Source organism: Dyadobacter sp. HNCC25DJ186, from assembly GCF_056895235.1.
The window spans coordinates 105,986-120,294 of sequence record NZ_JBXHAS010000010.1 but is presented as its reverse complement, the minus strand read 5'-3'; the positions used below and the strand labels follow the sequence as shown (position 1 = coordinate 120,294).

The 14,309-nt window shown below is 41.4% G+C and carries 9 protein-coding genes; 4 read left to right on the top strand and 5 right to left on the bottom strand.

What is annotated here, in order from left to right; translation table 11 throughout:
- Positions 1-72 precede the first annotated feature (72 nt).
- From AC1XUO_RS23930 to AC1XUO_RS23920, 3 genes are read left to right on the top strand one after another with little or no spacing between them, the layout of a single operon-like run.
- Positions 73-4,410: a CusA/CzcA family heavy metal efflux RND transporter gene (locus AC1XUO_RS23930; protein ID WP_483332363.1), complete on the top strand. Its 4,338-nt coding sequence runs from the start codon at positions 73-75 to the stop codon at positions 4,408-4,410.
- A 9-nt stretch (positions 4,411-4,419) separates the two neighbouring features.
- A complete protein-coding gene (locus tag AC1XUO_RS23925) occupies positions 4,420-5,673 on the top strand; it encodes an efflux RND transporter periplasmic adaptor subunit (RefSeq protein ID WP_483332362.1) in 1,254 nt (417 codons plus the stop codon).
- A gap of 36 nt (positions 5,674-5,709) precedes the next feature.
- Entirely contained in the window at positions 5,710-6,327 is a 618-nt protein-coding gene (locus tag AC1XUO_RS23920; protein WP_483332361.1) for a hypothetical protein, read from the top strand.
- 97 nt (positions 6,328-6,424) lie between these two features.
- Here AC1XUO_RS23920 and AC1XUO_RS23915 read toward each other — a convergent pair whose 3' ends face one another.
- From AC1XUO_RS23915 to AC1XUO_RS23900, 4 genes are all read right to left on the bottom strand, one after another.
- Positions 6,425-7,048 (bottom strand): LuxR C-terminal-related transcriptional regulator, encoded by a 624-nt coding sequence (locus AC1XUO_RS23915; protein ID WP_483332360.1) that lies wholly within the window; start codon positions 7,046-7,048, stop codon positions 6,425-6,427.
- A gap of 464 nt (positions 7,049-7,512) precedes the next feature.
- Complete coding sequence (locus tag AC1XUO_RS23910; RefSeq protein ID WP_483332359.1) at positions 7,513-8,148, bottom strand: response regulator; 636 nt, start codon at positions 8,146-8,148, stop codon at positions 7,513-7,515.
- 181 nt (positions 8,149-8,329) lie between these two features.
- Complete coding sequence (locus AC1XUO_RS23905) at positions 8,330-9,250, bottom strand: sugar phosphate isomerase/epimerase family protein (protein ID WP_483332358.1); 921 nt, start codon at positions 9,248-9,250, stop codon at positions 8,330-8,332.
- 7 nt (positions 9,251-9,257) lie between these two features.
- Entirely contained in the window at positions 9,258-10,529 is a 1,272-nt protein-coding gene (locus AC1XUO_RS23900; protein ID WP_483332442.1) for a Gfo/Idh/MocA family protein, read from the bottom strand.
- 279 nt (positions 10,530-10,808) lie between these two features.
- Here AC1XUO_RS23900 and AC1XUO_RS23895 point away from each other — a divergent pair, with 279 nt between their 5' ends.
- Complete coding sequence (locus tag AC1XUO_RS23895) at positions 10,809-12,440, top strand: Na+/H+ antiporter (protein WP_483332357.1); 1,632 nt, start codon at positions 10,809-10,811, stop codon at positions 12,438-12,440.
- 91 nt (positions 12,441-12,531) lie between these two features.
- Here the strand turns inward: AC1XUO_RS23895 and AC1XUO_RS23890 are convergent, their stop codons facing one another.
- Positions 12,532-14,058 carry a S8 family serine peptidase gene (locus AC1XUO_RS23890; RefSeq protein WP_483332356.1) on the bottom strand — a complete coding sequence of 509 codons (1,527 nt, stop codon included), beginning with the start codon at positions 14,056-14,058 and terminating at the stop codon, positions 12,532-12,534.
- Between the last annotated feature and the right edge of the window lie 251 nt (positions 14,059-14,309).

The window sequence follows — 14,309 nt, the reverse complement described above, 5'->3', positions numbered from 1 at the left end:
TTTGAGGTATTAAGCCATTTGTGGCTCATTATCTAAACTTTGCCCTATTTGTTATTTGGCAATTAAATTTCCATGTTAGATAAAATTATTCATTTCAGTATACATAACAAGTTCATCATTGGCTTGTTTATGTTGGCACTGATAGGCGTTGGCAGTTATTCGCTCAGCCAGCTGCCTATTGATGCGCTGCCTGATATTACCAATAATCAGGTGCAGATTATTACCACATCGCCCACATTGGCGACGCAGGAAGTCGAGCAATTTATTACTTATCCCATTGAACTGGCAGTAAAATCGATTCCGAAAATCGTTGAATTACGCTCCATAAGCCGGTTTGGTTTAAGCGTTGTTACCGTCGTTTTTGAAGAAAATGCAGATATTTATTGGGCACGCGCCCAAATTTCAGAAAGACTGAAAGAAGCTGAAAATGCGATTCCAAAAGGTCTGGGAAATCCTGAGCTGGCACCCATCAGTACCGGGCTTGGCGAAATCTACCAGTATGTTGTTTTTCCTCAAAAAGGTTACGAAAAAGAGTTTTCCGCCACGGATTTAAGAACAATTCAGGACTGGATTATTCGTCCGCAGTTGATCGGTACGCCGGGCATTGCAGAAGTAAATACGCTTGGTGGTAGCCTCAAACAGTATGAAATCGCGATCGAACCTGACAAGCTGAAAGCGATGAATACCACCATTGCCGAGATTCTGGATGCTTTGGAACTTAACAATGAAAATACGGGCGGTGCTTACATTGACAAAAAACCTTATGCCTATTTCATTCGTGGAATTGGTATGGTCAACGGTATCGATGCGATTAACAAGATTGTTGTCAAAACAAAAAATGAAATTCCCATTCTGATCCGCGACGTCGCGACTGTTCAGATTGGCAGTAGTATTCGCTACGGTGCCGTGACCAAAGATGGAAAAGGGGAGGAGGTCAGCGGAATGGTGATGATGCTGAAAGGTGAAAATAGTGCCGAAGTTGTTTCAAGGGTGAAAGCCAAAATGGAGCAAATTAAAAAATCTTTGCCCAGGGGTGTATCCATAGAGGCTTTTGTTGATCGTACGAAATTGGTAAACCGGGCAATTGGAACCGTTGAACGCAACCTACTGGAAGGTGCACTGATCGTAATTTTTGTGCTGATTTTGCTTATCGGAAATCTTCGTGCCGGATTGGTCGTCGCGTCCGTCATTCTATTGTCCTTATTATTCGCTGTGAGTATGATGCATTTATTTGGTGTCTCAGGTAACCTGATGTCACTGGGAGCAATCGATTTCGGGTTAATTGTCGACGGCGCTGTGATCATTGTTGAATCGATTATTCACCGTTTGCAGACAAGTACCCGAGGCAAACTCACGACTGCACAGATGAATGAAGAAGTATACGAAGCATCTTCAAAAATCCGAAGCAGTGCCGCTTTCGGAGAAATTATAATACTGATTGTTTATCTGCCTATCCTTGCGCTGGTTGGTATTGAAGGAAAAATGTTCGGCCCCATGGCACAAACAGTTTCTTTTGCCATTCTGGGTGCTTTCATTTTATCACTTACCTATATTCCGATGATGAGCGCGCTGGTTTTAAAAAAACAGACCGGTCACAAAATCAATATCAGCGATAAAATCATGAATGCGTTGCAAAATTTATATCAGCCGGTTTTGATACGCTCCTTGAAAATGAAAGGAATTATAGTTTCAATCGCTGTCGTTTTATTGATTGTCGCTGTGTTTATTTTCAATTCTTTAGGCGGCGAATTTATTCCAACCCTGGACGAAGGTGATATCGCAACGCATTTAATTATCGCTTCGGGAAGCTCACTTTCACAGGAAATTGAGGCAACTACGAAAGCGGAGCAAATTCTTAAAGCCAAGTTTCCGGAGGTTAAAATGATCGTAACAAAAATCGGCAGCGCGGAGATTCCGACAGATCCGATGCCAATGGAAGCGAGCGATATGATTATCATTCTAAAAGAAAAAAGTGAATGGACTTCCGCCAAAACCAAGGAAGAATTGATGGAGAAAATGGAGGAAGCGCTGGAAACTATTCCCGGAGCTACAACAGAATTTTCCCAGCCAATCCAGATGCGTTTTAATGAATTGATGACCGGCGTTCGGAGTGATGTAGCGATCAAGATTTTTGGTGAAGATATCGACAGGCTTGTCAGCGCGGGTGACGATGTCCTGCAATTAATTCAAGGAATCGACGGAGTTACGGCTGCCAAGGCCGAACGTGTTTCAGGATTACCGCAGATCACAGTCCGGTATAACAAAGACAAGCTGGCGTTATATGGGTTAAACGTTGGTGACCTGAATAAAGTGATCAGAACAGGTTTTGCTGGTGAAAAGGCAGGTGTTGTGTACGAAGGTGAAAAACGTTTTGATATGGTTGTTCGCCTCGCGCTCGACCGTCGCCAGGATATTTCCAATCTTAAAACACTTTTTGTTTCCTTGCCATCCGGAAGTCAGATTCCGCTGGAACAGGTTGCGGATATCAACTATGAACCCGGTCCGATGCAGATCAGTCGGGAAGATGGAAAGCGCAGGATTGTGGTTGGCTTTAATGTAAGGAACAGAGATGTAAAAACGGTCATTGATGATATTGAAAAGAAGCTGGACGCAAAACTGAAACTTCCGCCTGGTTATTACGTGACGTATGGAGGCCAGTTTGAAAATCTTGTCAAGTCAAATCAAAGATTGGCCGTTGCTGTGCCAGTGGCTCTGCTGCTGATTTTTGTTCTGTTATATTTTACATTCCGGTCAGTCAAACAATCGCTGCTTATTTTTTCGGCGATTCCGTTTTCAGCAATTGGGGGTGTTTTTGCGCTTTGGATACGGGATATGCCATTCAGTATTTCGGCTGGCGTTGGCTTCATTGCCTTATTTGGTGTCGCAGTTCTGAATGGAATTGTTCTTATCGGTTATTTCAATCAATTAAAAACCGAAGGTGAAACTGATTTAATGGGCCGAATCTTGCTCGGTACCCGTGTTCGTCTTCGCCCGGTAATTATGACTGCGGCAGTGGCATCGCTTGGTTTTTTACCCATGGCTTTGAGCACAAGTGCAGGCGCGGAAGTTCAAAAACCACTTGCAACGGTTGTGATCGGCGGCCTTGTCAGTGCAACGCTTCTGACGCTTATCGTCCTGCCGATTTTATATTGGTATTTTGAAAAAAGCGCAAAATTGAACAAGCCAGGTATCGCGACTGCCATTTTTTTACTGATTACGTTTTTTGCTAACGCGCAACCTGATACTAAATTGAATTTACAGGAAGCAATTGATTTGGCAATTAAAAACAATCAGCAATTATCGGCTGGTGAGCTGGAAATAAAAATGCAGTCTCAGCTAACCGGAACTGCTTTCGATATTCCTAAAACCAATGTTGAGGGAATGTTTGGCCAGTATAATACCAAGGCTTTTGATCAGAATTATGACATTTCGCAAACATTCAGTCCGTTCGTATATGGAGCCAGGAAGGATGTTTTACAGAATAATCTGAAAGGAAGCCAGCTGAAATTGGAACAGACCAAACGAGAGATTATTTATATGATCCGTCAAAACTGGAATACGGTTATTTATCTCAATAAATTAAATCAATCACTTGAAAAGCAAGGCCAACTCCTTACACAATTTGTTAAAGCAGCTTCTTTGAGATTCCAGACAGGTGAGACAAATCTTTTAGAGAAAACAACAGCCATAACCAGAGAACAGGAAATTCAACAGCGGATCAAGCAAAACGCAAGTTTGATCAACGTTGAAAAATCTAAAATCCGGGTACTGCTAAATTTGAATTCAGACTTTTCTGTAAGTGATACCACTTTCATTTCTCAGTCAATAAACCAGCTGCTGGATAACACCTCAATGAGGCAAAATCCTGCTTTTTTGTATGCTGCGCAACAAGTTAAAATTGCGATATCAAGCAAAAATCTGGAAAAAGCGATGCTGCTGCCTGATTTTACCGCCGGATATTTTATTCAGTCGCTGACGGGAAATCAGGATATTAGCGGGCAGAATATCAGCTATAATGGAATGCCTCGTTTTCAGGGATTCAAGGCAGGGATTTCTATTCCTGTTTTTGCTAAAAGTCATAAATCCAGAATTCAGGCTGCGGAAACGAATATTCAGTTGCAGCAGAAAAATGTTGACTATATGCACACTCAGCTGCAAAGTCAATATCAGCAGCAATTGACCCAGCTATATACCTATCAGTCTTTGATTGATTATTACAAAACATCAGCATTTCCGAACGCACGAACAATTTCAGTCAATGCGGAAAAGGGATATCAAAGTGGAGAAATCTCCTATGTTGAATATCTTCAGGCAAACCAAACGGCTTTGGATATTGAAATGAATTATCTGCGGGCAATTGCTGATTTCAATCAGATTTACGTCGGGTTACAGTACTTATTAAACCTTTAATGGGAAGAAATGAAAATAAGATCAAAGATATATGGATCGCTAATGCTGCTATTTTTAATCAGTATTTATTCCTGCAAAAAAACTTCTGATGAAGGCAAAGACCATAACGATCCACAGGCGCATGCCGAAAATAAGGACACGCATCAGGAGCCGGAAAATAAGGAAGTGGAGCTGAACGAAGCGCAGTACAATGCATCAGCTATTGTTCTTGGAACTTTTGAAAAGAAAAATCTGAGTGAGGTGATTAATGCGAATGGTTATACCAAACTTCCGCCACAGAATCAGGCAGACGTTTCCGTTTTTATGCCTGGAATAATCAAATCGATTAAAGTGATTGAAGGGCAGCACGTTAGGATTGGCGAAACGATTGCGACGCTTGAAAGTCCGGAATTTCCAAAACTTCAGGAAGCTTATCTGACCTCAGAAAGTAATCTTGAATATTTAGCAGCTGAGTTTGAGCGACAAAAAACATTGTCGGAAGAAAACGTGAATGCCAAAAAAGCTTTTCAAAAAACGAAAGCGGATTATGAGACTGAAAAAGTGAGATACAATTCTCTGAAAAAACAGTTGAATATGCTGCATCTGGCAAGCGGTGGCGTTGGAAATATTTCATCAACAGTGGCCGTTACAGCCCCAATTTCCGGTTATATCACGGAAGTGAATATAAAAATCGGTAGCAACGTTCAGCCTGGCAATCCGCTGTTCAGTATTGTAGATAACAGTAAAATGCACGTCGACCTGTTGGTTTATGAAAAGGATCTGCAAAAAGTGAAACCTAACCAGACTGTTCGGTTTGTATTAACCAATCAGGATAATTCCGAGATTCAGGGAAAAATTTTCAGCGTTGGAAAAGCTTTTGAAAATGAAACAAAATCGGTTGCCGTCCATGCAGACATTCTGAATGACAAACAAATCCTGATTCCGGGGATGTATGTGAACGCGCTGATCGACATTGGGAAAAATGAAGTAAACGCTTTACCTGTCGATGCTGTTGTGAGAGCAGACGGCAGAGAATTTATATTTGTTTTGGAAGAAATTCACAACGTGAGTAACGAAAATGCTGAAAATGAAGAGTCGAAAGACACGAAAAAGTTGTATCATTTTCAGCGCATCGAAGTGAAATCGGGTACCTCACAATTAGGATATATTCAGGTGACGCCGCTTCAAACGTTAGATAAAAATGCTAAAATTGTTCTGGATGGCTCATATTATATTCAAAGCCATTTACTAAAAAGTGAAGGCGGAGGCGGGCATGAACATTAAGAAAATTACAAGAGTACTTATTTGAGATAGAAAAAAATGTATAGTATAATCACTGCTACGATATTGTTGGGATTGGTGCACGCGTTGATTCCTAACCACTGGCTGCCTCTGGTGGCTGTGGCGAAAGCTGAAAAATGGGAAAAGACTGATTTGTTGAGTGTTGGATTTATTATCGCAATGGCGCACGTTGCGGGGACGGTGGCTCTTGGCATAATCCTGGGAATAATCGGAACCAGAATTGCCAGCCAGTACAGCGGTTTTGTTGATATCATTGCCCCGGTACTTCTGATTATTTTTGGATTAATTTATTTTTCCGTCAACCTCCCACACCATCATCATGGAGCTCAGGAAGACGTAAACAATTATAAAAAATCAAAATCGCGGTGGATCTTTATTTTCGTCATGATGATGTTTTTATCGCCCTGTCTGGAAGTAGAAAGTTTATTTCTTTCTGCCGGAGCATTTGGCGTGAAAAATGTATTACTTCTGGCCCTGGTTTATGCGATGACAAGTATCGTCGGAATTGTCAGTTTGGTTATGTTGGCTTTTAAGGGGATACATCTGGTGGATACAGATTTTATTGAACATAATGAAAAACGTATCACAGGTATAATATTAATCCTGGTCGGCATCGTCACGTTTTTTATTCACTAGCGAGAAGTCTTTATTGTAATATGAAGTTGTCTCAACTTTTTGAGGCAACTTCATATTAGCCGTTGAACTTGGAAGGTAGCGAAGAAACAAAATAGACTTACACTCCGGATTGATAAGATTCTACTTTGTTAACCAAATCGACAACATTTTTAACCTGCATTTTCCGATAGATCTTAAATTTCATCGTACTGATGGTTGATGGGGCCAGTTTGAGCTCTTTTGCGATTTCAGCAGTACGAGATCCCTTTAAAAGAAACTGAAGGATTTCAGATTCTCTTGTTGAAAGCAACGTCATTAGATTTCGATCCATCAATCCTTCCAGTAAAAAATCTGCAATGCCGTCAAAAATGTATTTTTTTCCTCTGATAACCGTGTTGAGAGCAGATTGGAATTCAAATTTGCTCATTGTTTTGAGGCAAATTCCATCAACACCTTTCTTCAAATACGGAATTGCCCAGACCTTCTCATTCTCTTCGCCCATCACCACGATTTTAATGTTGGGCTGTATACGTCTGATACTGTCAAAACTATGCAGATTGGACAAGTTAGATAAACGAATGTCCATGATCAGAATGTCGAAATAAGATTTTTTGAGCGCAGCCTGAGCGTTTTCCCAATTATCGGTTTGTTCAATGGATGCGTCGCTGACATTTTCCTGAATTGAGGCAGTGATGCCAAGACGGAAAATGTCGTTTTTGATGAAAAGCAATATCCTTGTCATGATTTTCGATTTAAAGTTGCTGGTAAATACATTATAGCACAGGGCTTAAATCTTACGAGACAAACCCAATGACGTTAAAAATAAAAGCCTTTTTTAAGCGAAGTTTTTCGGTAATGCCGGAAAGTTTCCCGGTTTACGAAATTCATTGAGTAATCAAAATATCCGGCCCAAAATCTGAGTTTCTTTTCGAATTTTTGGTATAGCAGGGAAGGAGAGTTAAATGGAGCGCTGAGAAATTAAATCTAATTCGGCTTAATCACACCGAGGTGATTTTAGTGGGGTTTCATCCATAAGTGTGTCCTGTTAGTGTTTGTAATATTAAATTTTCTATCAAATTTAACGGACATTTTTGGAAGCATTTGTCGAGATTCCGAGACGTTTATGTAGATATATCTCTATTAGCTATGGCGCCTGCCTATCGAGATATATCAACGTCAAAACTTAAAAATCTTAATTGCCGACTGCTAGAAATTTTTCAAAAGAGAGACCTTTTTTGATAATTCAATCTCATCAGCGACGTCAAGTTTGTCAAAAATTCTACGTTTGTAGGTACTGATGGTATTCTCCTTCACTTTTAAAATCAAGGCAATTTCTTTGGTCCACTTTCCTTCTGTCAAAAGCTGCATCACGAGCATTTCCCGAGGTGACAAAGTCATTATAGGATTTTGCAGTTTTTTCGAAGTAGCATCACCGAGATTGTTAAGAAGGGTTTGCTGTATGTGGTAACTCACATATTTTCCGCGGTTGATCAGTGCTTTATAAGCGGATTGAAACTCTTCGTGAGACGACGATTTGGATAGAAAACCATCGGCACCTGCCTGCATATACGGTAGCGCGTAAACATCTTCATCGTATCCGGAATGAATGAGAATTAATATTTCAGGTTGTCGTTTCCTGACAATTTCCATCATCCGGATATTTTCTCCACCCGGAACATCAATGTCAAGAATTAACAGCTCAAATTTTTCGCTATCCAATAAGGAAAGCCCTGTCGGAAAGTTATCCGCTTGTGAAATAGTTGCTTTTGGGTCAGACTCGGCAATCAGTTGTCTAAGTCCCAGCCTTATTAAGGGATGGTCCTCAATAATCAGTATATTCATGAAAGAGTGTGTGCTTATTATTTACAAATCTAATTATTTATGAACACCAAATCGATCGAAATATATCTACAAAAACCATCCATTAAGTGACAATCATAAGTAAAATTTTTCTGTAAAATTGAAAAACGAAACCCCCGGAAACTAATTCCGGGGGTTTCGTTTTAATATTCTTAATAAAAAATTATGCGGCGAAAATCTTATCCATAAAATCTTTAATGGTTTGTAATCTTTTACGGTCACCGCCGGAAACTTCGGCAGATGCCCAGCCTGAATAACCGATTTTCTGCAGTGCTTTATTTACCTCCGGCCAATTACAATCGCCTTCAAAAAATTCTACGTCAAATCCTTTCCAAAGTCCAAGGTCATTCTGTTTTTTAAAACTGAATTCTTTAAGGTCTAATTTCAGGATCCGCTTGTCCAGCACTTCAATCCACGATACCGGCCAGCCATAACGAAGTACATTGCCCACATCAAAATACCAACCTATCATTGGATTTTTAAAATCGTCAACATATTTAGCCGCTTCGATAGGACTGATCAAAAACTGGTTCCAGACATTTTCCAGAGCGATTTTTACACCGGTCTTTTCGGCAATCGGCAACAGTTTCGCGAGTTCAGCACGAGACCTTTCATAAGCTTCGGCATAAGTGACGGTCGCGTTGACAACACCCGGGACTACTAAAACCGTAGTTCCACCATACTGTTTCGTATCCCAAAGTGCTTTTTCGATGGATTTTACACATTCTTCCCGTTTCTTTGGATCCGGGTCTGACAATGGAAGTTTCCAATGCATAGAATTGACAGTTCCCGGAAGTTCCAGTCCTGTCTTGTCCCTTGCTGCGAGCACTTCTTTCATATCAAGACTATCCGGCGAATCCAGTTCAACGCCGTCATAACCTATATCTTTCAACATTTTAAATTTGTCCATAACAGACAAATTTTCTTTCACCATTCCCCACTTCAAGCTTTTCTTGATCATAGGTTTGGCCAGGTTTGCAGCCGGTGTGGCAATGGCCTCAGTTAAAGAGTCCATTCCCATAACGGCACCAGTAGTTGCAACCGTCGCAAATGCAGTATTTTTAAGAAATTCTCTTCTCTGCATAGTCAAATTACGAGAATGACGTGATACCAGGTCTGGCAACTTCAACAATCGGAGGCTTCATATCAAAGCTGAAATCTGCTGAGCTCTGAGGTCCCAGTTTTTCCGTAGAATTCATCGCTTCTTCCCAGGTTACGCGCTTTCCGGTATATGCAGCCATTCTTCCCATGATGGCCAAAAGCGTACTTTGCGCCATAAACTCGCCGTCATTCAAGGGAGTTCCTTTGCGGATTGAAGCAAATAATTCGTCATGTTCCGTTTGGTACATGTCATTCTGTTTTCCTTCATATTTCCATGGATTCTGGCCGTAAATTTCGTGAACGTTACGTGCGCAGTTTACCATTGCTCTTCCTTTTGTTCCGATCGTTTCAACAAGATAACTGTTTTCACAATTTGCCTGCTGTCTTGAATGATGGAAGCCCTTTACGCCGTTTTCATATTCATAAGTCACCGCGAAGTGGTCGAAGATATTACCAAAAAGTTCTTCCGTTCTGACCTGGCGTCCACCTGTTCCTGTTGCTGAAACCGGTAATTTTCCACCCATCGCCCAAGACATCATGTCAATACTATGCACAGCCTGTTCCACGATATGGTCACCAGCAAGCCAGGTGTAATAAGTCCAGTTACGTAATACATACTGCGCATCCGTCCAGCCCTGTACGCGCGGGAAAGACCACAAAGTGCCGGTATCATAAGTATTATAAATTGCAGAAATATCACCAACGGCTCCATCAAGGATTTTTCCAAAACTAGCGCGTTTTGGTTCATGGTATCTCCAGCAGAAACCGGACATCAATGACAGATTTTTCTGTTTTGCCAATTTCGCTGCGTCTAAAACTTTACGCACGCCCGGCGCATCAACAGCAACGGGTTTTTCACAGAAAACATGTTTCCCGGCCGTGATCGCAGCTGTTAAATGTTCAGGACGGAAATGTGGAGGCGTAGCAAGAATTACTACATCAACACCCGATTCCAAAACTTTTTTGTAAGCGTCAAATCCTACAAATTTATGACCATCGTCCACTTTCACTTTTGCACCATGTACTTTCGTCAGGTTTTCCAGTGAAGACTGCAATTTATCAGGAAAAATATCTCCCATTGCATGCAAAACAACATTTGGGTCCGCTTTTAAAGCCTGGTTAGCAGCTCCGGATCCGCGTCCTCCACAACCGATCAAGCCTATTTTTAACGTATCTGCATTGATATCGCCAGCGAAAGCTTTGTTTGGATTTAGGATTGTAATTGTAGGCAAAGCACTACCTGCTAAGGCAACGCCAGCCATTTTTAAAACATCTCTACGAGAAGCATTCATATTCTATAAGGGATTAGGTTTGATAATTTCATTACATAAAATTTTTGAGCAGCCGCGCTGCTTTTTATATTCTATGCAAAGTTTTAAAGTTAAATAAATCTATCAATTGTTTTGCTAATTAATTTGAAAAATCATTCTAAGTTGTGGTTGACGTCAAAATTTTACATGATTTAAAATCACTTGAAAACGATCTAAATTCCGTAATATTACAGACTCCTTATTATATTTCATTCCAAAAATTTAGTTAAAATGTCCCTTTGGCTTATGGCTCAGGATACGGTACAAGATAATCTTTTAATCGTTATTTCACTTTTGTTCGGGGTTTCAATGCTCACCATGTTGAGTGAAAAACTACGGATTTCCTACCCGATATTTCTGGTAATTGCTGGTTTATTAATCAGTTTCATTCCGGGAATACCCCATATATCGCTCGAACCCGACTGGGTTTTTCTGTTGTTTTTACCGCCGCTCCTATATTTTGCTGCCTGGAATACCTCCTGGAAGGATTTTTGGTATTTTAAAAGACCAATCGGGCTTTTGGCGATCGGCCTGGTTGTATTTACTGCGACTGCCGTAGCATATCTGTCCAATGCCATGATCCCGGATTTTACGCTGGCGATGGGTTTTGTTCTGGGTGGAATTATTTCGCCTCCGGATGCCGTGGCTGCAACCTCTGTTCTTCAGGGATTGAAAATTCCAAAACGTGTAGTTACGATTCTGGAAGGGGAAAGTCTTGTCAATGACGCATCGTCTTTGATTGTTTTTCGTGTAGCGTTAGCCACCGTAATGACTGGCCAGTTTGTTTTCTGGAAGGCAGGTGTGGATTTTTTTGTAGTTGCCATCATGGGCGTTGTCATTGGCGTATCGATCGGTTATATACTTTATCTGGTACATAAATCTTTTCCGACAACATCCAGTATCGACACCGCATTGACATTAATTGCTCCTTACCTGATGTATATCAGCGCGGAACATTTTCACTTTTCGGGCGTCCTTGCGACTGTTAGCGGCGGGTTATTTCTTAGTTACAGATCGAATGAAATATTCTCATATAACTCCCGGATGCAATCGCAATATGTATGGGAAACAGTCGTGTTTTTGTTGAATGGTATTGTTTTTATTATGATCGGGTTGCAGCTTCCTGATATTATGGACGGGCTGGGGAATAATTCAATTGGGGAAGCTGTATTTTATGCTGTGGTCATCAGTATCGTAACCATATTGATCCGAATTATATGGGTTTTCCCAAGTACTTATCTGCCAAGGATGTTAAGTGCAAGCATCCGTGAAAAAGAGGACAGGCCGTCCTGGCAGCCTGTATTTATTGTTGCGTGGAGCGGTATGCGTGGGGTAGTTTCGCTAGCTTCCGGATTGGCTGTCCCGTTGACGCTGGCCAATGGTAACGAGGCGTTCCCTCAGCGTAATTTAATTCTGTTCATCACATTTATTGTTATTCTTGTTACGTTGGTTTTGCAGGGATTAAGTCTTCCATATCTGATCAAATGGCTGAATATTTCGGATGACCGGGGCAACGAAGAAGAACAGGAAATTGCGGTGCGTTTGCGCCTTGCGACAGCCAGTTTGAGCCATATGCAGTCGTCTTATGGGGAGGACGTTCAGATGATTGAGGCATTCAGCCGTCTGAAAGAACGGTATGAACGTATGATTGAAAATGCCAATAATCGTTTGGTGGAAAAGGAGAACAAAAGCGCAACAGCAGATTTTTTGCCAAAATACAGAACAATGCTGGTTGAAATTGTAGCGATTAAAAGAGAAGAGCTTCAGAAGTTGAGAAGAGAAAGAATTTATTCCGACGAAATTTTAAAAGCCCGAGAGCGAGAGCTGGATTTTGAGGAAGCCCGACTGCGTGATTCACCCTGAGAAATAAAAGAACTCGTTCGAACAGTCGAACGAGTTCTTAATTTTGTCGAATGTCTCAGCGGACTAATGCCTAACACCTAAAAGCTAACAGCTAATTCCACTGCACTTCCACCGCGTAATCTTTCAGGTCAATCGTCGTGAAATGCTCACCATTCTGGCGTTTCAGTGAAATTTTGCCATTTTGAACTTTCGCTGTCTGCTGCGACATAACGTCCTTATTATTTTTCTTGCGGTAAATAGCAACAAGGTTTTCGTCTGTAGTCACGTCCACTTCACAAGTCCGTCCTTTTGCTGCAACAATTTTTGAATGATTAGGCAAATAAGGGGCTTTTGCGAGCGCCAGCGCGCGGGAAGCCAGTGGTACGCCATAACCCACGAAATTATTTCCATAAGGATATAAGTGAGCTGATTTTTCGATAAGATCAATCAGTTCCCTGTTGGTTAATTTCGGGTTTGCCTGCATCAGACAGGCTGCAAAACCGGTGATAACGGGTGCGGAAAGCGAAGTTCCGTATAGCGAGTAACAGGAAACATTTGGTTTTACGTATTCTAAAAATTCGGGGCCTACGCTACTGTAACCAATCCGGTTCCAAAGTTTTGCATTGGTTGCGCCAATTGATAATACGCCTCTCGCATCCGCAGGCGCTGAGATAATTTCCCAGCTTTTGTCCTCGCCTTCGTTTCCGGCTGAAACCACGATCATCATTCCTTTTTTGTCAGAAGCGATCTGCGCGGCACGTGTGATCGCGCTCGTTTTTCCATCCATCTGGGATGGTTTATAGTTTTCTTTCGGATCAGAAAATCCTTTGGCATAACCCAAAGAAGTATTGATTAGCCGAACGCCAAGGCTGTCCATCCATTCTATCGCAGCAATCCAGTTATCTTCCTCGCCGCGCCACTCACGCAGCGAATAATCGGTACGCGCCAGATAGAATTTAGCATTTAGCGCAAGTCCGTATTGCATCTGTTCCTGATTGTCAATTCCGGAAATGGCAGCTAACACCTCCGTGCCGTGCATATCGGAAAATGACTCAGCGGTACTAAAAAGCAATTCCCCGGATCTTCCCGGTTTAACATAATCGTGGATGCCCAAGATTCTTTTGTTCTTAAAAATATGCTGCAAGGCAAGGGAGGAATCGGCGCCGTAAAAACCGGCATCGATCACGCCAATCGTAACATCTTTTCCGTTTATTCCTGCTTTTTGGAAAGCAGTGGCCTGCACCTGCGACATTACCTGAGCCATTTGCGCTTTTTCAACGGGCTGCGTTTGTGCAATGTAGAAACCGGAAGTCATCGGAATAACTTCTTTTACAAATCCCAGTTGGCGAACCTTTTCGGCCTGATCGTAAGTCAAAACCGCCGAAACTGCATTTAGCCATTTTGAACGGTTGGCAATATGGACAGCATTTTCCTTCAATATTTTTTGATAGGTGTCACGCACAGGAAGGTCAGTCTCATCAGATAAGGGATTGCCAAATTTCTGACGGTTTTCGAGCGTTGTCTGAGAAACTGCTGGTTTGTTAGATAAGTCTTTGTCTTTTAAATAGATCCAGTATTTTGGCTGTGCAGAAAGCAGTCCGGGAATACATAATAACGCCAGTAAAAATAATCTCTTCATCTACTATTTAAGTTGTTAGGTTGTTGTTCTTTGACAATATATGCAAACCGAATATTGAAGCCACATTCAGTAAAGATCTGGATATACCACCCTTTCAGGTTTAAATCTTGCAATAATTTATCTTTTCTAAAATAATGCCATCCCTTCTGGATTTTGTCAAACGTGTTAATCCCGACCAGAGCAGCGTCACTTTACTTTTCTTCTATTTAAATTAAGAAGTAAAACGTAATTTTACAAATTAAATTACCAGT

Coding starts and splice junctions, on each gene's coding strand:
- AC1XUO_RS23930 (WP_483332363.1), top strand. CDS start 73: ATGTTAGATAAAATTATTCATTTCAGTATACATAACAAGTTCATCATT.
- AC1XUO_RS23925 (WP_483332362.1), top strand. CDS start 4,420: ATGAAAATAAGATCAAAGATATATGGATCGCTAATGCTGCTATTTTTA.
- AC1XUO_RS23920 (WP_483332361.1), top strand. CDS start 5,710: ATGTATAGTATAATCACTGCTACGATATTGTTGGGATTGGTGCACGCG.
- AC1XUO_RS23915 (WP_483332360.1), bottom strand. CDS start 7,048: ATGACAAGGATATTGCTTTTCATCAAAAACGACATTTTCCGTCTTGGC.
- AC1XUO_RS23910 (WP_483332359.1), bottom strand. CDS start 8,148: ATGAATATACTGATTATTGAGGACCATCCCTTAATAAGGCTGGGACTT.
- AC1XUO_RS23905 (WP_483332358.1), bottom strand. CDS start 9,250: ATGCAGAGAAGAGAATTTCTTAAAAATACTGCATTTGCGACGGTTGCA.
- AC1XUO_RS23900 (WP_483332442.1), bottom strand. CDS start 10,529: ATGGCTGGCGTTGCCTTAGCAGGTAGTGCTTTGCCTACAATTACAATC.
- AC1XUO_RS23895 (WP_483332357.1), top strand. CDS start 10,809: ATGTCCCTTTGGCTTATGGCTCAGGATACGGTACAAGATAATCTTTTA.
- AC1XUO_RS23890 (WP_483332356.1), bottom strand. CDS start 14,058: ATGAAGAGATTATTTTTACTGGCGTTATTATGTATTCCCGGACTGCTT.